We start from the raw sequence: 13,472 nt of genomic DNA, 5'->3' as shown, positions 1-13,472 counted from the left end.
CACATGCAGCGCCCACTGATCCTCGACGCCGCCCGCACGCCGTTCGGCCGTTACCGGGGCGGGCTCTCCGGTGTCCGGGTCGACGACCTGGCCGCCCTGCCGATCTCCGAGCTGCTGCGCAGGCACCCGGACCTGGACCCGGCGCGCGTCGACGACGTGCTGTACGGGAACACGAACGGGGCCGGTGAGGAGAACCGGAACATCGGGCGGATGGCCGCGCTGCTGGCGGGCCTGCCGCCGACGGTGCCGGGCGCCTCGGTGAACCGGCTGTGCGCGTCCGGCGGCGAGGCGATCGTGCAGGCCTCGCGGGCGCTCGCGATGGGTGACGCGGACGTGGTCGTGGCGGGCGGGGTGGAGGGCATGACCCGCGCGCCGTTCGTGGTGCCGAGGCCGGACCGGCCGTTCGCGGACCGGCTGGAGCCGGTGTCCACGGCGCTGGGCTGGCGGCTGGTGAACCCGAGGATGCCGTCCGCGTGGACGGTCCCGCTGGGGCGGGCCGCCGAGCAGGTGGCCGCCGAGCTGGGCATCACCCGCGAGCGGATGGACCAGTACGCGCTGCGCTCGCACCGGCGGGCGTCGGCGGCGTGGGACGCGGGCGTGCACGACGGGTTCGCGTTCCCGGTGCAGCTGCCGGACGGGTCGGCGGTGCGCAGGGACGAGTCGGTGCGGCCGGAGACGAGCGCGGAGAAGCTGGCGAAGCTCAAGCCCGCGTTCAGCGACGACGGCACGGTGACGGCGGGCAACTCCTCGCCGCTGAACGACGGCGCGGCGGCGGTCCTGCTGGGCACCGAGTCGCTGGCCACCGAGCTGGGCGTCACCCCGCTGGGCGAGGTGCTGGGGTCGGCGGTCACGGCGGGCGAGCCGCAGCGGTTCACCCTGGCGCCGGTGGGGGCGATCCGGAAGCTGCTGGGGCGGCTGGGGATCGGCGGCGCGGACGTGGACCTGTGGGAGATCAACGAGGCGTTCGCGGCGATGGCGCTGTCGGTGCTGCACCACCTGCCCGAGGTGGACCGGGAGAAGGTGAACGTGCACGGCGGGGCGATCGCCTACGGGCACCCGCTGGGGGCGTCGATGCCGAGGGTCGTGGTGGACCTGTGCAGGCACCTGCGGGCGCGCGGCGGCGGCGTGGGCGTCGCGGCGGCGTGCGTGGGGGTCGGGCAGGGCATGGCGATCGCGGTGCGGGTCTGACCGGCCGGGTGGACCGGTGAACGGCGGCGGCCGGGACCCCTGGGGGCCCCGGCCGCGCGCGTTCTCCTGGCGTTGGATCCGCGGCGTCAGATCCTTTGCGCCACGTCCGGGTAGTCCACGACCAGCCCCTCGGCGTCCACGGTGACGTCCTGCTCGCCGTCCTCCGCGCGGATCGCCACGACCGAGCCGCCGTCGCCGACCGACGCGGTGCGGTAGCCGCGCCGCACGACGGTGACGTCCAGGTCGGGCAGGCTGACCCGCACCACGGGCAGCTCGGCCTCACCGGGCTCCCGGTGCAGGCCCAGCCGCCGGACCGGGATGGCCGCGAACAGCACCGCGAACTCCACGTCCACGTCGACCGCGCCGTCGAAGTCGGCCCGCTCACCGCCGTGGCCCCGGTCGACCATCCAGACGCCGTCGGAGGACCGGCTGAGCGAGACGTGCCGCTCCTCGGCGACGGTGGCGGTGCGCAGCAGCAGCCGCGTCACGGCGCCGTCCTCGCCGACCGACAGCTCGAAGGAGCCGTTGAACTGCTCGGCGGGCCCCGAGGCGACGATCCGGCCGGACGCCCTGAGCTTGTGCTCGGACACCAGCACGCGGACCTGCTCCAGCCTGGGCACCGAGCACCCCTGCCAGGTGACCATGCGAGCGGCGGCGCGGGACTCGCCCTGCTGGGCGGTGGCGCGCTCGGCCGTCCTGGCGGTGCTCACCGCGCACCCGGCAGGGCGTCCTTGGCCTTCTCGGCCGCCGAGTGGACCTGCTCCTGGTGCCCGAGCCGGTCCGAGATGAAGTCCGCCGCCTGGTCGATGCCCTTCTCGACCGTCTCGTGGTGCTGCTCCAGCAGCTGCGTCGCCTTGTTCTTGATCTCGTCGAAGTTCACTCTGGTGCTCCTTCGCACTCGCTGAGCGAGGTTACCGGACCGGTCCAGAGGCCGGAAACGCCAAACGGCTCCCTCCGGCTGGACCGGGGGAGCCGTTCGGGCTACCGCGAGGGCTCGTTCACGCCCTCACGGCGTCGTTCACGCGGTCTTGCGGCGACGCATCACGATCATCGCGGCGGCGCCCGCGCCCAGCAGGCCGAGGCCGATCAGCAGCGGCACGAAGATCGAGGCGCCGGTGGAGGCGAGCTCGTCCTTCTCGGCCACGGGGACCGGGCTGACCGAGGTCTCCGGGGTGGAGGACTCCGGCGTGCTCGGGTTGCTGCTGCTCGGGGCCGGGGCGCTCGGGGAGGTGCTCACCGAGGTGGTGGTCGGCGGCGTGGTGACCTGCTCGGCCTTCCAGCTGGCGGTGGCCTCGGCCTTGACCGTCACCTGGCTCGGCAGCGCGACGACGAGCGACTGGGTCTTCTTGTTCTTGTCGCTGCTGACGAAGAGGCGACCGCTGTTCAGCTTCGCGTCGGCCTGCAGCGAGAAGGAGACCTGGCCGTCCTTGGCGCCCTCGGGGACCTTGACGAAGACCTTCTCGAACTTGGTGTCGGCGGAGGCCGACGCGTCGCCCTTGGCGGCGGTCTTCAGGGTCGCGCCCGCGGCGTCGACCAGGGTCACGCCCTGGGGCAGGTCGGCCTTGAGGACGACGGCGCCCGCGGTGGTGCTGACCTCGAACGGGCCGATCAGGTCGCCCGGCTTGCCCGACTGCGTCTTCGGGGTGATCGCCAGCGAGGGAGCGGGCTGCTCCTTGATGCCGACGTTCTTCTCGCCGATCAGGTAGGCGTAGACCGCCTTGACGTCCTCGTTGGTCTGGCGGTCCCGGTCCTTGGTGGTGTCCAGGTCGGCGCCGTCGCTGAAGTGCCAGATCGCGGCCTGGGTGGCGGCGATGGCCTCGCGCTTGCTGACCGACTTGCCGGTCGCCTCGCTCAGGACGGAGGCGTCCTTGACCGGGTAGCTGTTCTGGAGAATCCAGTTGATCTTGTCGGCGTTCTCCTTGAACTTGGTGCCCGAATTGGGGTGCTCGCCCCACGGGACCTCGGTCAGCGGAGTGCCGTTCTCCAGCGGGGTCGGCAGCTCGACGCAGTACGCCTTGACGCCGGTGGTCTTGCCGTCTTCCTTGACCTTCAGCGCGATGAGGTTGGCGCCGAGCCAGTTGTCCTTGTCCTTGTGACCGGACATCTTGACCTCGATGCCCTCTTCGTGGAACTTCGCGAAGTCGGGATCGTGCCTCGGGATCGGGAGGATCTCGATGGCCGTCGCGGAAGCGGGCAGGGCGGCGGTGGTCAGCGCGATCGAAGCACCGAGGGCGATTGCCCCAGCACGCTTCAACAACCGGGATGCCATGTTTCTCCTAGAGGCTTCGCAGGTAGCCCGATGGGTGGTGCAAGGCGTCGGTTCTCTGCCGCCTCGACGGACCGCCTGACCAGGGGTCGACACCGAAACGACAGGAATCGGCCGAACCCTATCCGATCGAGTTTCACCCAATCGAGTTTTGGGAACACCCTGCGTACAAAACGCTGACCTGCGGAAACCCAGAAGAGTGGTCCACTGTGGACGGTCGGGTGATCATCCACAGTGGTCGAAACCAAGATCCACTGACTGTTAAAAGACAGGTCCAAAGTCACAAGCAACCTTGAAACGCGGTGCGTTTCGCCTGGTCAGCACATGTGGATCATTTGTTGGACCTGAGGTTTTCCAGTGATTCGAGTCCACAACGTTATGGAACGGTGATCAAGCGACCAGGCTCGGAACCAGCGCGGGTCGGATGTCGCTCGGACGCAGGGACGTGCCGGGAAGGCACAGTTCACGGGCGGTGGGGCGCTCTCCGGAAAGCATCCAGCGCACCAGCGAGGCGAGCTGGTAGGAGATCAGCGGCGGCACCGCGTCGCCCAGGTGCCGGTACGCGTTCCCCAGCACGGAGACGTCGAATCGGAACTTCCGGGGGAATCCCTGGAGAAGCGCCATCTCACGCACGGTGCACAAGCGGTGCTGCTCCGGATGCGCATAGCGACCATTTCCGACGTGCGCGCATTCCCGTTTGATCGTCCGCGCGGGCTCGTCCCACCACATCCGCCCGTAGACGTCCGGGTGCGAACCCCACCGGCCGGCCTCGATGATCTTCACCTGGGCGGGGTTCAGCAGCAGCTCGGTGTCCGGCGCGCCGACGAGGTCCGCCCACGAGCCGCCGTCCACCGGGATCGCCCGCATCCGGTCCAGCGAGCGGTCCGCCCGGAACGACGGGGAGACGTGCATGGCGTCGTCCGGGTGCGCGTAGCCCGCCGGGATGGGCGGCAGCTTGCCGATGGCGCGCCGCACCGTCACGGCGGCGGGACGCACCTCCCGGCCGCGCCACACGTCCTCCAGCGTCCGCAGGGGGATGCCCGCGTCCACCGCCACCACGACGGCCCGCTCGCGCAGCTGCGGCAGGCCGAACCGGGACAGCATGTGCGAGGAGGCGTCCACCTCGTAGCCGAGCGCGATCAGCTGCTCGGCCAGCCCGTCCAGGTGGTGCCGCTGCTTGCCGCGCACCAGCTCGCGCGCGTTCTCCATCAGCAGCACCTTGGGGCGCAGCTCGGCCACGAACCGGGCCACCCGGCCGACCAGCGAGTTGCGCGGGTCGTCGCGCAGGTGGTTGGCGGCGGTGATCCGGGTGAAGCCGGAGCACGGCGGGCAGGCCACCAGCACGTCCAGCTCGCCGCGCCGCAGCCCCCACACCTCGCGCAGCACCGCCGGGTCGATCCGGCCGAGGTCGACCTGCAGCGGGTCGATGCCGATGTTGTCGCGGTAGACGTTGTTGCACCGCAGCGAGCCCAGCGGGGACGAGGGCTTGCCGATCTGCGCGTCCGCCGCGCCGACGACGGTGAAGTCGCGGTGGGTTCGGAACCCGAGGCTCATCCCACCCGCGCCGGAGAACAGGTCGACAACCTTGTAGGTGGGTCCGCGCACGGCGGTGATCGTACGGCGGTCACGGGGCGACACCGCGCCGTGGTCGCCCCGTTCGGACCAGTCATCCCGTAGCTTCCCCGGCATGGAACTGCCCGCGGCCTGGTGGCGGCCGGACCCCCTGCGCGGGGTGGAGGACGTGCCGTGGCGCGCGCTCTCCGGCGGCCTCGGCGTCGACGACCTGCTGAGGGGCGCCGCCGAGGGCGAGCCGGGCGCGTGCGACGGGCTCGCCGCGCGGCTGCTGGACGAGGACACGGTGTCCGAGGCGACGGTGCGCGCGGTGCCGTTCCTGGTGGAGCTGGGGGCCGGTTACAAGGTCCCCGCGGACACCCGCGATCGGGTGATATTCCTGCTGGCCGCGATCGCGCTCGCGGGCGCGGGCTTCACCGAGGGCGGGACGCGGCGCACCCGCAGGCGGTGGAACCGGCTGGGGCGGGAGCTGCCCCGGCGGCAGCCGGACCTGATGACGCAGGCGCGGCAGGCGGTCGCCCTGGGCGCGCCGAAGGTGTTCGACTCGCTGGGCCTGGCCGAGGTGGCCTGCTCGATGGCGCTGGCGATCGCCGTGCCCGAGGTGGCGCCGCAGCACGTGGTGGACGTGGCGCACGGCATCGCGTTCGCGGGCTCGTTCCCCGAGCCGCTGCAGGAGTCGGCGGTGGTGGCGCTGCACCTGGTGCACGGCTGGGAGTGCGACGAGTCCTGGGTGTACGCGATAGCGCAGGGCGACCCGGAGCTGCTGCGCGCCTACGAGGAGGGCGCCTTCCCGCCCTACCAGCCGTCGGCGGTCACGTTGCAGCTGCTCGGCTTCCGGTACGCCTTCCTGGCCGCGTACGGCCAGGAAGGCGTGCTCGGGATGGACCTGCTCGGGGGCGCGCCGGTCACGCCGTGACGAACACCTGCTCCACGACCTGGGCGGGCTGCTCGTCGTCGGCGATCGGGACGGCGGGCTCCAGCGGGCCGAAGCCGGTGCCCCACTCCTGGTCGGCGAGCGCGAACGCGGCGACGGTCAGCGCGGCCACCGGGCGGCCGAGCTGGAGCTGGTCGGCGGTGAAGTCGAGCTCCAGCTTGCCGCCCAGCGGGGACGGCTTGAGGCGCAGCGCGCCGTGCGGGGTCTCGTCGGGGTGCGCGAAGCGGCAGGCCCACTCGGAGAACACGATGGGCCGCTCGACGGTCTCGGTGGGCCGCACAGCGCGCGCGTTCGCGCCGACCGACCCGTGCCGGTAGGCGTCGGCGGCCGAGACGAGCAGCTCCTCGAACTCCATCGAGGACACCCCGAGGTCGTGCCCGGCCACCAGCGCCACCTGGACGAGCGAGAGCGGCAGCTGCGGCAGGGCGTCCTCGAAGCACACCATGGCGCCGCCGTACCGGGTGTTGATCTCGGTGGGCAGGAAGCCGTCGGCGGTGGCGATGCCGTCCAGGGTGAACGTGCCCCGGTAGTCCACGGTCTCGCGCAGCCGCTCGCCGACCCGGCGGGCCAGGTTGCGCATCTGCTCGCGGATGCGGGCGGGCGGGTCGTAGTAGGACGCGCAGCCCGCGTAGAGGAACCGGGCGGACCCGGCGCGGCGCGGCACGACCATCTCGATCGGGCGCAGCACGGCGGTGCCGTCCGGGAAGACGATGCCGTGCACGCTGACCGGGATGCCCTCCAGGAACGGCATCACGCGGACGAAGTCGCACTTGGGCGCGAGCACCTCGAAGGCGTCGCGGGCCTCCTCGCGGTCGCGGACGCGGCGCACGAAGTTCGCGCCGCCGTTGATCGCCGGGCCGTCGCCGGACCACACCGCGCCCGCGCCCCGGTCGAGCCGGAGCGTGGCCTCCCACAGGGCGTCGAAGTCGAGCCCGAGCACCTCGGCGGGGGCGCGCGGCGCGGACAGCTCGTCCCACAGCGCGTCGACGGTGGTCTTGTTCTCCAGCTCCACCCACTCGGGGCGGCGCGCGCTGAGGACCGGGCGGCCCGCGAACGAGGGCACCTGGGAGTAGGGGGTGCTGATCACCAGGGCTTCGCCCTCGGGGTCGAACTCGTCGAGCACGGCGCGGACGCGCCTGCCCGGCGAGGTGAGCAGCTTGGTGAGCCGGTTCTGCTCGGTCGCGACGAAGCCGCCGATGCCGAGCGGCACCCAGCGGGCGCGTTCGGAGTCGTGCAGGGGGGCGTGGTCGTCCGTCGACAGCACGAGCGTGTGGCGCGCGCCGAGCTGGTGCAGCTCGTTCACGCGATTGCTCAGCCGCGTGCCCCCGGCGAGGACAACCCGCCGGTCGCCGAACAAGGTGCCGAGGCGCTCCTGGAGCGCGAGGAGGACATGATCCATCGCCGAGGACTCGCTTTATGAGAAGCAGATGAGAGCACCGGCGAGCGCCGGGTGCCACGCACTGTAGAGGCACCCGCGCGGATCGGCGAAGCACGGTGGGGCAACGAGCGGATGAAACTTGCCGATAGGTGTGGATCTAGCCTCGCGAGATCATCGAGCGGCCTCGCGAAGCACCAGGTCAAGGCGGTCCAGGAAGGCGCGCCTTCCCCTCGGTCGGGTGACGCCGATCGCCAGCGCCAGCAGCGTGTCGTCGTCCGCGCGGGAGGGGTGCGGGAAGGGGGTGGAGTCGGCCACGGCGGCGGCGGTCCGCAGGAAGTGCTGCCGCTCTGCCTCGCGTTCGGCGTGCTCGGCGAGAGCGACCTCGATCGTTCTGGGCATGACGGGATGCGGGTAACTCACACGGGTGGTATCGGCGGAACAGAACCACACCTTTAGGGCCAATTTCCCACCATTTGCCGTCAACCGAACAGGTGGTGGCGTGATCGTATGTCGCCCATGCGGGTATTGGTCACGGGCGCACGGGGTTATGTCGGCCGCGCGGTGGCGGCGGAGTTGTCCGGAGCGGGGTGCGAGGTGGTCCCGCTGGGGTGCGACGTGCGCTCCCCCGAGGCGCGGGACGCGGCGCGGTCGGTCGACGCGGTGGTGCACCTGGCCGCGCTGGCGCGGGTGCGCGAGTCGTTCGAGCGGCCACTGGACTACTTCGACGTGAACGTGGCGGGCACCGCGAACCTGCTGCGCGCCGAACCCGCCCGGTTCGTGCTCGCCTCCACGGCCGGGGTGTACGGCGCGCCGGGCGTCCCGGTGCTGTCCGAGGACGTGCCGCGCGCGCCCGCGAGTCCTTACGCCGCCTCGAAGGCCGCCGCCGAGGACCTGGTGCGCTGGGCCGCGCCGGGCGGGGTGGTGCTGCGGCTGTTCAACGTCGCGGGCGGCGGCGACCGGGACGACACGCGGATCGTCACCAGGGCGTGCGCGGCGGCGTCCGGGCGGCTCGGGCCGCTGGCGGTGTACGGCGACGGCGGCGCGGTGCGGGACTTCGTGCACGTGCGGGACGCGGCGCGGGCGTTCCTGGTCGCGCTCGGACTGGACGGCGGGGTGTTCAACGTGGGCGCGACGGCGGCGAGCGTGGCCGACGTGGTGGCCGCCGTGGAGCAGGTCGCCGGGCGACCGCCGGCCGTCGAGCACCACCCGGCGCACCCCGGCGAGGTGCGGGAGCTGCGGTCGGACTCGGCGCGGCTGCGCGCGGCCGGGTGGGCTCCGGAGCGGTCCGGGCTGGTCGAGCTGGTGCGCGACCAGTGGCTCAGCGAGTCCGCCGCCGGGTCGCGCTGACCGCGAGTCCACCTGGGGCGGTCCTGGCCGGTCGGACCGGCGCGCGACCGGGAGCTCGGCGAGCGCGCCGCCGCGACGCGCCGACCGCCAGGCCGCCGAGGGCGACGAGGAGCGCGCCGAGCGGGGCCAGCGCGCGGACGTCGGCCCCGGTGGACGCGAGCGCCTGCGCCTGGGCGGACGGGGGCGCGGGCCGGGCGGTGATCGGCCCTGCGGCGGGCGCGGTCGTGGTGGGCGCGGTCGGGGCGGTGGTCGTGGGGGACGAGCTGATCGGTCCGGCGGTCGTCGTGGGCGGGGCGGTCGTGGGCGGGGTGGTCGTGGGCGCCGTGGTCGTGGGCGGGGCGGTCGTGGTGGTCGCCGCGGGCTGCGGCGCGGGCGGCTGGAACGCGAAGTCGCCCGCCGCGGTGGCCTGCTCCCCCGGCGTCAGCGCGACGGTGCGGCTGGTCGGCCCGGTGTAGGTGGCGGGCGGGGTCGCCGACACCAGCCGGACCGTCCAGGCCATCGGCGGCAGCCGGTCGAAGGCGTAGCCGCCCGAGGCGTCCGCGGTCGTGGTGGCCAGCACCGAGCCCTGCGGGTCGCGCAGCTCCAGCGCCGCCCCCGCGACACCCGCCTCGCCGGGGTCGCGCACGCCGTCCCGGTCGGCGTCCGCGTACACCGAGGACGTGATCGCGCCGGTGCCCAGGCACGCGGTGAAGCCCGCGACGCGCACGGTCACGGCGTCCGCCACCGAGTTCGCGGGCTGCGGGAGCACGGTGGCCCTCGGGTCGGCCAGCTCGGCGGCCTCGTCGTCGGGGCCGTTGGAGAGATCCAGGCGCAGCGCGGTGACCGGCTCCGCGGTGCCGCGCACCAGGGTCGCGCGCGGATCGCCGGGCGGGAGGGTCCCGTCGACGCCGAGCGCGTACGGGCCGCCCAGCCCGGTGCCCGTGCCGCTGGTGGCGACGGCGGTGCCCGCGCGGACGGCGGTCACCACGACCTCGTCCTGGTGCGAGTGCCACGGGTCCCTGGCCGGGACGGTCCCCAGCCCGGTGTGGTCGATGCCCCCGACGGTGAAGTCCGGGACGACGACCGGGCGGGTGAAGCGGACGGTGTACGAGACGGTGTCGCCCACCGCCAGGCTGTTCATGCCCGCCGTCAGGTAGCCGGGGCCGTAGCTCGACAGGGTGCCGGTCCTCGGGATGGCCGCCCAGCCCGGCAGGTCGGCGGGGCGCGCGGCGGCGAAGTCGGCCAGCGGGTTGCTGTCGTCGGCGTTGCGGGAGGCCGGGTCGGACAGCACCACGGCCACGTCCAGGTCGGTGCCGCCGACGTCCTCGACCTGGGCGTCCACCACGTTCGCGGGCCACTCCAGGCCGGGTTCGTCCCAGGTGATCGGCACGCCCTCGGTGCCCGCCGGGCAGTCGGACGGCGCGGCGGAGGCGGTCAGCGCGGGGGTGGACGCGGCCAGCGCCACGACGACCACCACCAGCGGGAACGACTTGCGGGACAACGCCGACCTCCAGTGCCGCACGGCTGCCCGCCCATGGTGGGCCGGACGCCGGGCGACCGCAGTGCGGCGGGACCGGGACCCCCTGGCAGAGTGGTGGCCGTGGAGAGCTTGCGCGCGGTGTCGCAGTGGCCGGTGGACAGCGCGGCGGTGGCCGCGGTCTCCTCGGACGGCCGGGTCCTGGGGTCGCACGGGGACCTGGAGCGGCGCTACCCGCTGGCCTCGGTGACCAAGCTGCTCACCTCGTACGCGGTGCTGGTCGCGGTGGAGGAGGGCGCCGTCGAGTGGGACGACCCGGCGGGCCCCGAGGGGTCCACGGTGCGGCACCTGATCGCGCACACCTCCGGGCTGGCGTTCGACTCCGACAAGGTCCAGGCCGCCCCCGGCGAGCGCCGGATCTACTCCAACCGGGGCTTCGAGGTGCTCGCGGACGCCGTGGAGCGGTCGAGCGGCATCGCGTTCGGGGACTACCTGGCCGAGGCGGTGCTCGGCCCGCTCGGCATGGGGTCGACGGCGCTGGAGGGCTCCCCCGCCGCGGGCGGGGTGTCGACGGTGGCGGACCTGGTGGCGTTCGCGGCGGAGGTGCAGTCGCCGAAGCTGGTGTCGGCCGGGCTCGTCGCCGAGGCCAGGACCGTGGCGTTCCCCGGTCTGAAGGGCGTGCTGCCCGGTTACGGGCTCCAGCGCGAGAACGACTGGGGGCTGGGCTTCGAGATCCGGTCGGCCAAGTCGCCGCACTGGACCGGCACGACCAGCTCCCCCGGCACGCACGGGCACTTCGGGCAGAGCGGCACGTTCCTGTGGTTCGACCCGGCCCTGTCGGCGGCGTGCGTGGCGCTGACCGACCGGCCGTTCGGCGAGTGGGCCGTCGCCGCGTGGACCCCGTTCACGGACTCGGTCGTGGCGGAACTGGCCCGTTAGGGCCGTTCGGGTGAAGTTGTCGGGCACGAAAGCGTGTGAGCGGGGTAACCGGCCGGTCAACTCGTGTTGGCCCGGTGCTCGGTTGTGACAGCCTGGCCCCGCCGGGGAGGTGGGGTTCGGGGTGAGTGCGCGGACTGGGGAACTGCTGGGCGTCGACCTGGAGGACTGCTTCGTCTTCCAGAACGGTCGGCTCTACCCGTGCGAGGTGTGGAGCCGGGCGCGGATCGGCGTCGCGAGCCGGGCGCACGACGCCGCCTCCGGCAAGCCGGTCGAGTGGTCGCGCAGGTTCCGGGGCGAGGTCGAGCCGCTGTTCCGGCTGGGCGTGGTGCGGCTGACCGGGAACGGGCCGGAGCCGGTGCCGGACGCCGACCTGCACGCGGGCCTGCTCGCCGGGGACGCGGACGAGCGGCTGGTGCTGGTGCGCCGCCCCGACGTGCCCTACCCGGACGTGCCCGAGGTGGCGGACACCCCGGTGCTGCCGCAGGCGCTCGCCGAGGCCGAGGCCGCCGTGCTCGCGGGCGCCCCCGAGGGGTGGCGGGAGCTGGTGCTGGGCTGCCGGTTCTTCCGCGCGCAGGCCGAGTTCCGGGCCGAGGTCGTGCTGGCGGACGGGAGCACGCGGTCGTGGACGCCGCCCGCGCTGGCGGCCCAGTGGCTGCACCGGTTGCGGATGACCGACCACCGCACGGCGTGGGACTGGCGGTTCGCCCCCGGCGCCGAGGTGGTCAGGGAGGGGCGGTCCGAGCCGCCCGCGCCCGAGCGGCCGGGCAACAACCGGTGCGAGCTGATCGGCCCGGTCGGCGTGTTCGACGGGCACGCGCCGCGCTGGTACCGGCCCCCGGTGGGCGAGGCCGAGCTGGAGGCGGTGCTCGGGTACCTGCGCGGCGCGCCGGTGGTGCTGGAGGGCGACGGGTTCGTGGAGGACCTGGTCGCCGAGCAGACCGGCGGGTCGCGGGAGACCGAGGTGCCGCTGACGCACCACACGGACGGCGTGCTCACCTGGACGAGCGCGGTGGCGTACTTCCTGGAGCGGCACGGGGTCCCGCCGCACCCGGCGCTGGTGCGGCGGATGCGCGAGCGCGACTACGCGGTGGGCGGGGTGTCCGAGTTCGGGTTGCGCCGGGGCGAGGTGTTCGCGGGCGACGACCTGGCGCCGGGGTTCCGGGAGGGGCGGACGGCGTGGGCGAGCCTGCAGAAGGCGCTGGCGCCGGTGCGGGGGTTCCTGGAGGCGCACGGGCTGGCGCTGGAGGACACCGAGTCGACCGGGTGGGTGGTCGAGGTGGCGCCGTACGACGGGTACCTGGTGAAGCCGCACGGGTCGGCGACGGGCGAGGAGTTCGACAGCGCGGAGCACGCGGCGATGTACCTGCTGGGGAGGTTGTGCGCGGAGCTGGGGGCGCCCGCCGCCCCGGCGGCGGCTGCGGTCCCGCCGCCCGCCGCCCCGCCGCTGCCCGCGCAGCACTCGCAGCCGCTCCCGGTGCAGCACCCGCGCTCGCAGCCTCTGCCGGTGCAGCAGGCCCAGCCCGTGCAGCAGTCGCTCCCGCTGCCCGTGCCGCCGCCCGGCCCGCAGACCCCGCCGCCGTGGCAGGCCCAGCCCCTGGCGCCCCAGGACGGCCAGTGGCGGCCCGGCCCGCACACGGTGACCACCAGCAACGGCCCGACGCACCCGAAGCATCCGGGGATGCCGCCGGTCACGCCGGAGCTGCTGGCCGCGCAGCGCGCCAACCGGCAGCCGTACGTGCGCTGCGTCGACCCGGCGGTGAACCACCCGCGCTTCGCGGGCGCCGTGCCGGACTGGGCGGTGTACGGCGCGTACCTGACCAACCCGGCGACCGGCGAGCTGACCGGTGAGGCGGTGCTGAACAGCGAGTACCGCCCGAGCCCCCGGCACCTGGGCCTCCCGGAGCCGAGGACGGAGCTGGAGGCGGTGCTGGGCCTGGTCACGGCGGGCTGGCTGCCCAGCGCGTCGGCCGGTGACGCGGCGCTGCGCGCGAAGCTGTTCGTGGTGATGCGCGGCCCCGACGAGCTGCCGGTCATCGTGAGCACGACGGGCGCGCGGCTGATGGAGGTCTACACGACCAGGGACCGGTTCCTGGAGGGCGTGCAGCGCACGATGGACGGCAGGCCGCAGGACCACGTCGGGGTGTTCGACGAGAAGCTGCTGGTGGAGGTCGACGCGCACAGCCTGCTGCCGTCGATCCACAACGTGGTGCTGGTGGTGAACCCCCGCACCGGCCTCACCACGCGGGTGGCGGGCAGCGCCCTGATCGCGGCGGCGAACCGCCCGGTGTTCCGCTGACCGGTGGCGCGGGCGGGAACCGTTGCGGCGCACCGGTTCTCACCCCCGCAGCCGCACGACCGCCGTCCAGGACCGGGCCTCGCCCATCCGCCAGGC

12 protein-coding genes are annotated in these 13,472 nt (G+C 73.9%); 5 read left to right on the top strand and 7 right to left on the bottom strand.

Annotation, left to right across the window (positions count from 1 at the left end):
* Positions 1-3: 3 nt before the first annotated feature.
* Complete coding sequence (locus AMIR_RS00845) at positions 4-1,188, top strand: thiolase family protein (RefSeq protein ID WP_012782798.1); 1,185 nt, start codon at positions 4-6, stop codon at positions 1,186-1,188.
* 86 nt (positions 1,189-1,274) lie between these two features.
* Here the strand turns inward: AMIR_RS00845 and AMIR_RS00840 are convergent, their stop codons facing one another.
* The 4 genes from AMIR_RS00840 to AMIR_RS00830 form a co-directional block, all read right to left on the bottom strand.
* Positions 1,275-1,898: a putative glycolipid-binding domain-containing protein gene (locus tag AMIR_RS00840; protein WP_012782797.1), complete on the bottom strand. Its 624-nt coding sequence runs from the start codon at positions 1,896-1,898 to the stop codon at positions 1,275-1,277.
* Entirely contained in the window at positions 1,895-2,068 is a 174-nt protein-coding gene (locus AMIR_RS36615) for an antitoxin (protein ID WP_012782796.1), read from the bottom strand. The genes AMIR_RS00840 and AMIR_RS36615 overlap by 4 nt, the downstream gene beginning before the upstream one ends.
* Before the next feature lie 138 nt (positions 2,069-2,206).
* A complete protein-coding gene (locus tag AMIR_RS00835) occupies positions 2,207-3,457 on the bottom strand; it encodes a thioester domain-containing protein (protein ID WP_012782795.1) in 1,251 nt (416 codons plus the stop codon).
* A 387-nt stretch (positions 3,458-3,844) separates the two neighbouring features.
* Positions 3,845-5,059, bottom strand: a complete 1,215-nt coding sequence (locus tag AMIR_RS00830) for a DNA cytosine methyltransferase (protein ID WP_012782794.1) — start codon at positions 5,057-5,059, stop codon at positions 3,845-3,847.
* A gap of 82 nt (positions 5,060-5,141) precedes the next feature.
* Between AMIR_RS00830 and AMIR_RS00825 the strand changes: the two genes are divergently transcribed.
* A complete protein-coding gene (locus AMIR_RS00825) occupies positions 5,142-5,942 on the top strand; it encodes a hypothetical protein (protein ID WP_012782793.1) in 801 nt (266 codons plus the stop codon).
* On the opposite strand, the gene AMIR_RS00820 is transcribed toward AMIR_RS00825, so the two are convergent.
* Positions 5,932-7,359, bottom strand: a complete 1,428-nt coding sequence (locus tag AMIR_RS00820) for an ATP-grasp domain-containing protein (RefSeq protein WP_012782792.1) — start codon at positions 7,357-7,359, stop codon at positions 5,932-5,934. The two genes, AMIR_RS00825 and AMIR_RS00820, sit on opposite strands and share 11 nt — an antisense overlap.
* A 150-nt stretch (positions 7,360-7,509) precedes the next feature.
* The gene (locus AMIR_RS00815) at positions 7,510-7,737 is read right to left on the bottom strand and encodes a hypothetical protein (RefSeq protein ID WP_012782791.1); all 228 of its coding nucleotides are present in this window, start codon (positions 7,735-7,737) and stop codon (positions 7,510-7,512) included.
* A 108-nt stretch (positions 7,738-7,845) separates the two neighbouring features.
* On the opposite strand from AMIR_RS00815, the gene AMIR_RS00810 reads away from it, so the two are divergent.
* Positions 7,846-8,685 carry an NAD-dependent epimerase/dehydratase family protein gene (locus tag AMIR_RS00810; protein ID WP_012782790.1) on the top strand — a complete coding sequence of 280 codons (840 nt, stop codon included), beginning with the start codon at positions 7,846-7,848 and terminating at the stop codon, positions 8,683-8,685.
* Here the strand turns inward: AMIR_RS00810 and AMIR_RS00805 are convergent.
* Positions 8,657-10,186, bottom strand: a complete 1,530-nt coding sequence (locus tag AMIR_RS00805; RefSeq protein ID WP_143760605.1) for an SdrD B-like domain-containing protein — start codon at positions 10,184-10,186, stop codon at positions 8,657-8,659. The two genes, AMIR_RS00810 and AMIR_RS00805, sit on opposite strands and share 29 nt — an antisense overlap.
* Positions 10,187-10,264: 78 nt before the next feature.
* On the opposite strand from AMIR_RS00805, the gene AMIR_RS00800 reads away from it, so the two are divergent.
* Both AMIR_RS00800 and AMIR_RS35215 read left to right on the top strand, forming a co-directional pair.
* Positions 10,265-11,080, top strand: a complete 816-nt coding sequence (locus AMIR_RS00800; RefSeq protein WP_012782788.1) for a serine hydrolase domain-containing protein — start codon at positions 10,265-10,267, stop codon at positions 11,078-11,080.
* A 121-nt stretch (positions 11,081-11,201) separates the two neighbouring features.
* Positions 11,202-13,376 (top strand): hypothetical protein, encoded by a 2,175-nt coding sequence (locus AMIR_RS35215; RefSeq protein ID WP_012782787.1) that lies wholly within the window; start codon positions 11,202-11,204, stop codon positions 13,374-13,376.
* Positions 13,377-13,472: the final 96 nt, after the last annotated feature.

The organism is Actinosynnema mirum DSM 43827, assembly GCF_000023245.1.
Taxonomy (GTDB): domain Bacteria; phylum Actinomycetota; class Actinomycetes; order Mycobacteriales; family Pseudonocardiaceae; genus Actinosynnema; species Actinosynnema mirum.
The sequence above is the reverse complement of the archived record's forward strand: the minus strand, read 5'-3'. Positions and strand labels throughout refer to the sequence as shown.

Coding starts and splice junctions, on each gene's coding strand:
- AMIR_RS00845 (WP_012782798.1), top strand. CDS start 4: ATGCAGCGCCCACTGATCCTCGACGCCGCCCGCACGCCGTTCGGCCGT.
- AMIR_RS00820 (WP_012782792.1), bottom strand. CDS start 7,359: ATGGATCATGTCCTCCTCGCGCTCCAGGAGCGCCTCGGCACCTTGTTC.
- AMIR_RS00815 (WP_012782791.1), bottom strand. CDS start 7,737: ATGCCCAGAACGATCGAGGTCGCTCTCGCCGAGCACGCCGAACGCGAG.
- AMIR_RS00825 (WP_012782793.1), top strand. CDS start 5,142: ATGGAACTGCCCGCGGCCTGGTGGCGGCCGGACCCCCTGCGCGGGGTG.
- AMIR_RS00835 (WP_012782795.1), bottom strand. CDS start 3,457: ATGGCATCCCGGTTGTTGAAGCGTGCTGGGGCAATCGCCCTCGGTGCT.
- AMIR_RS00810 (WP_012782790.1), top strand. CDS start 7,846: ATGTCGCCCATGCGGGTATTGGTCACGGGCGCACGGGGTTATGTCGGC.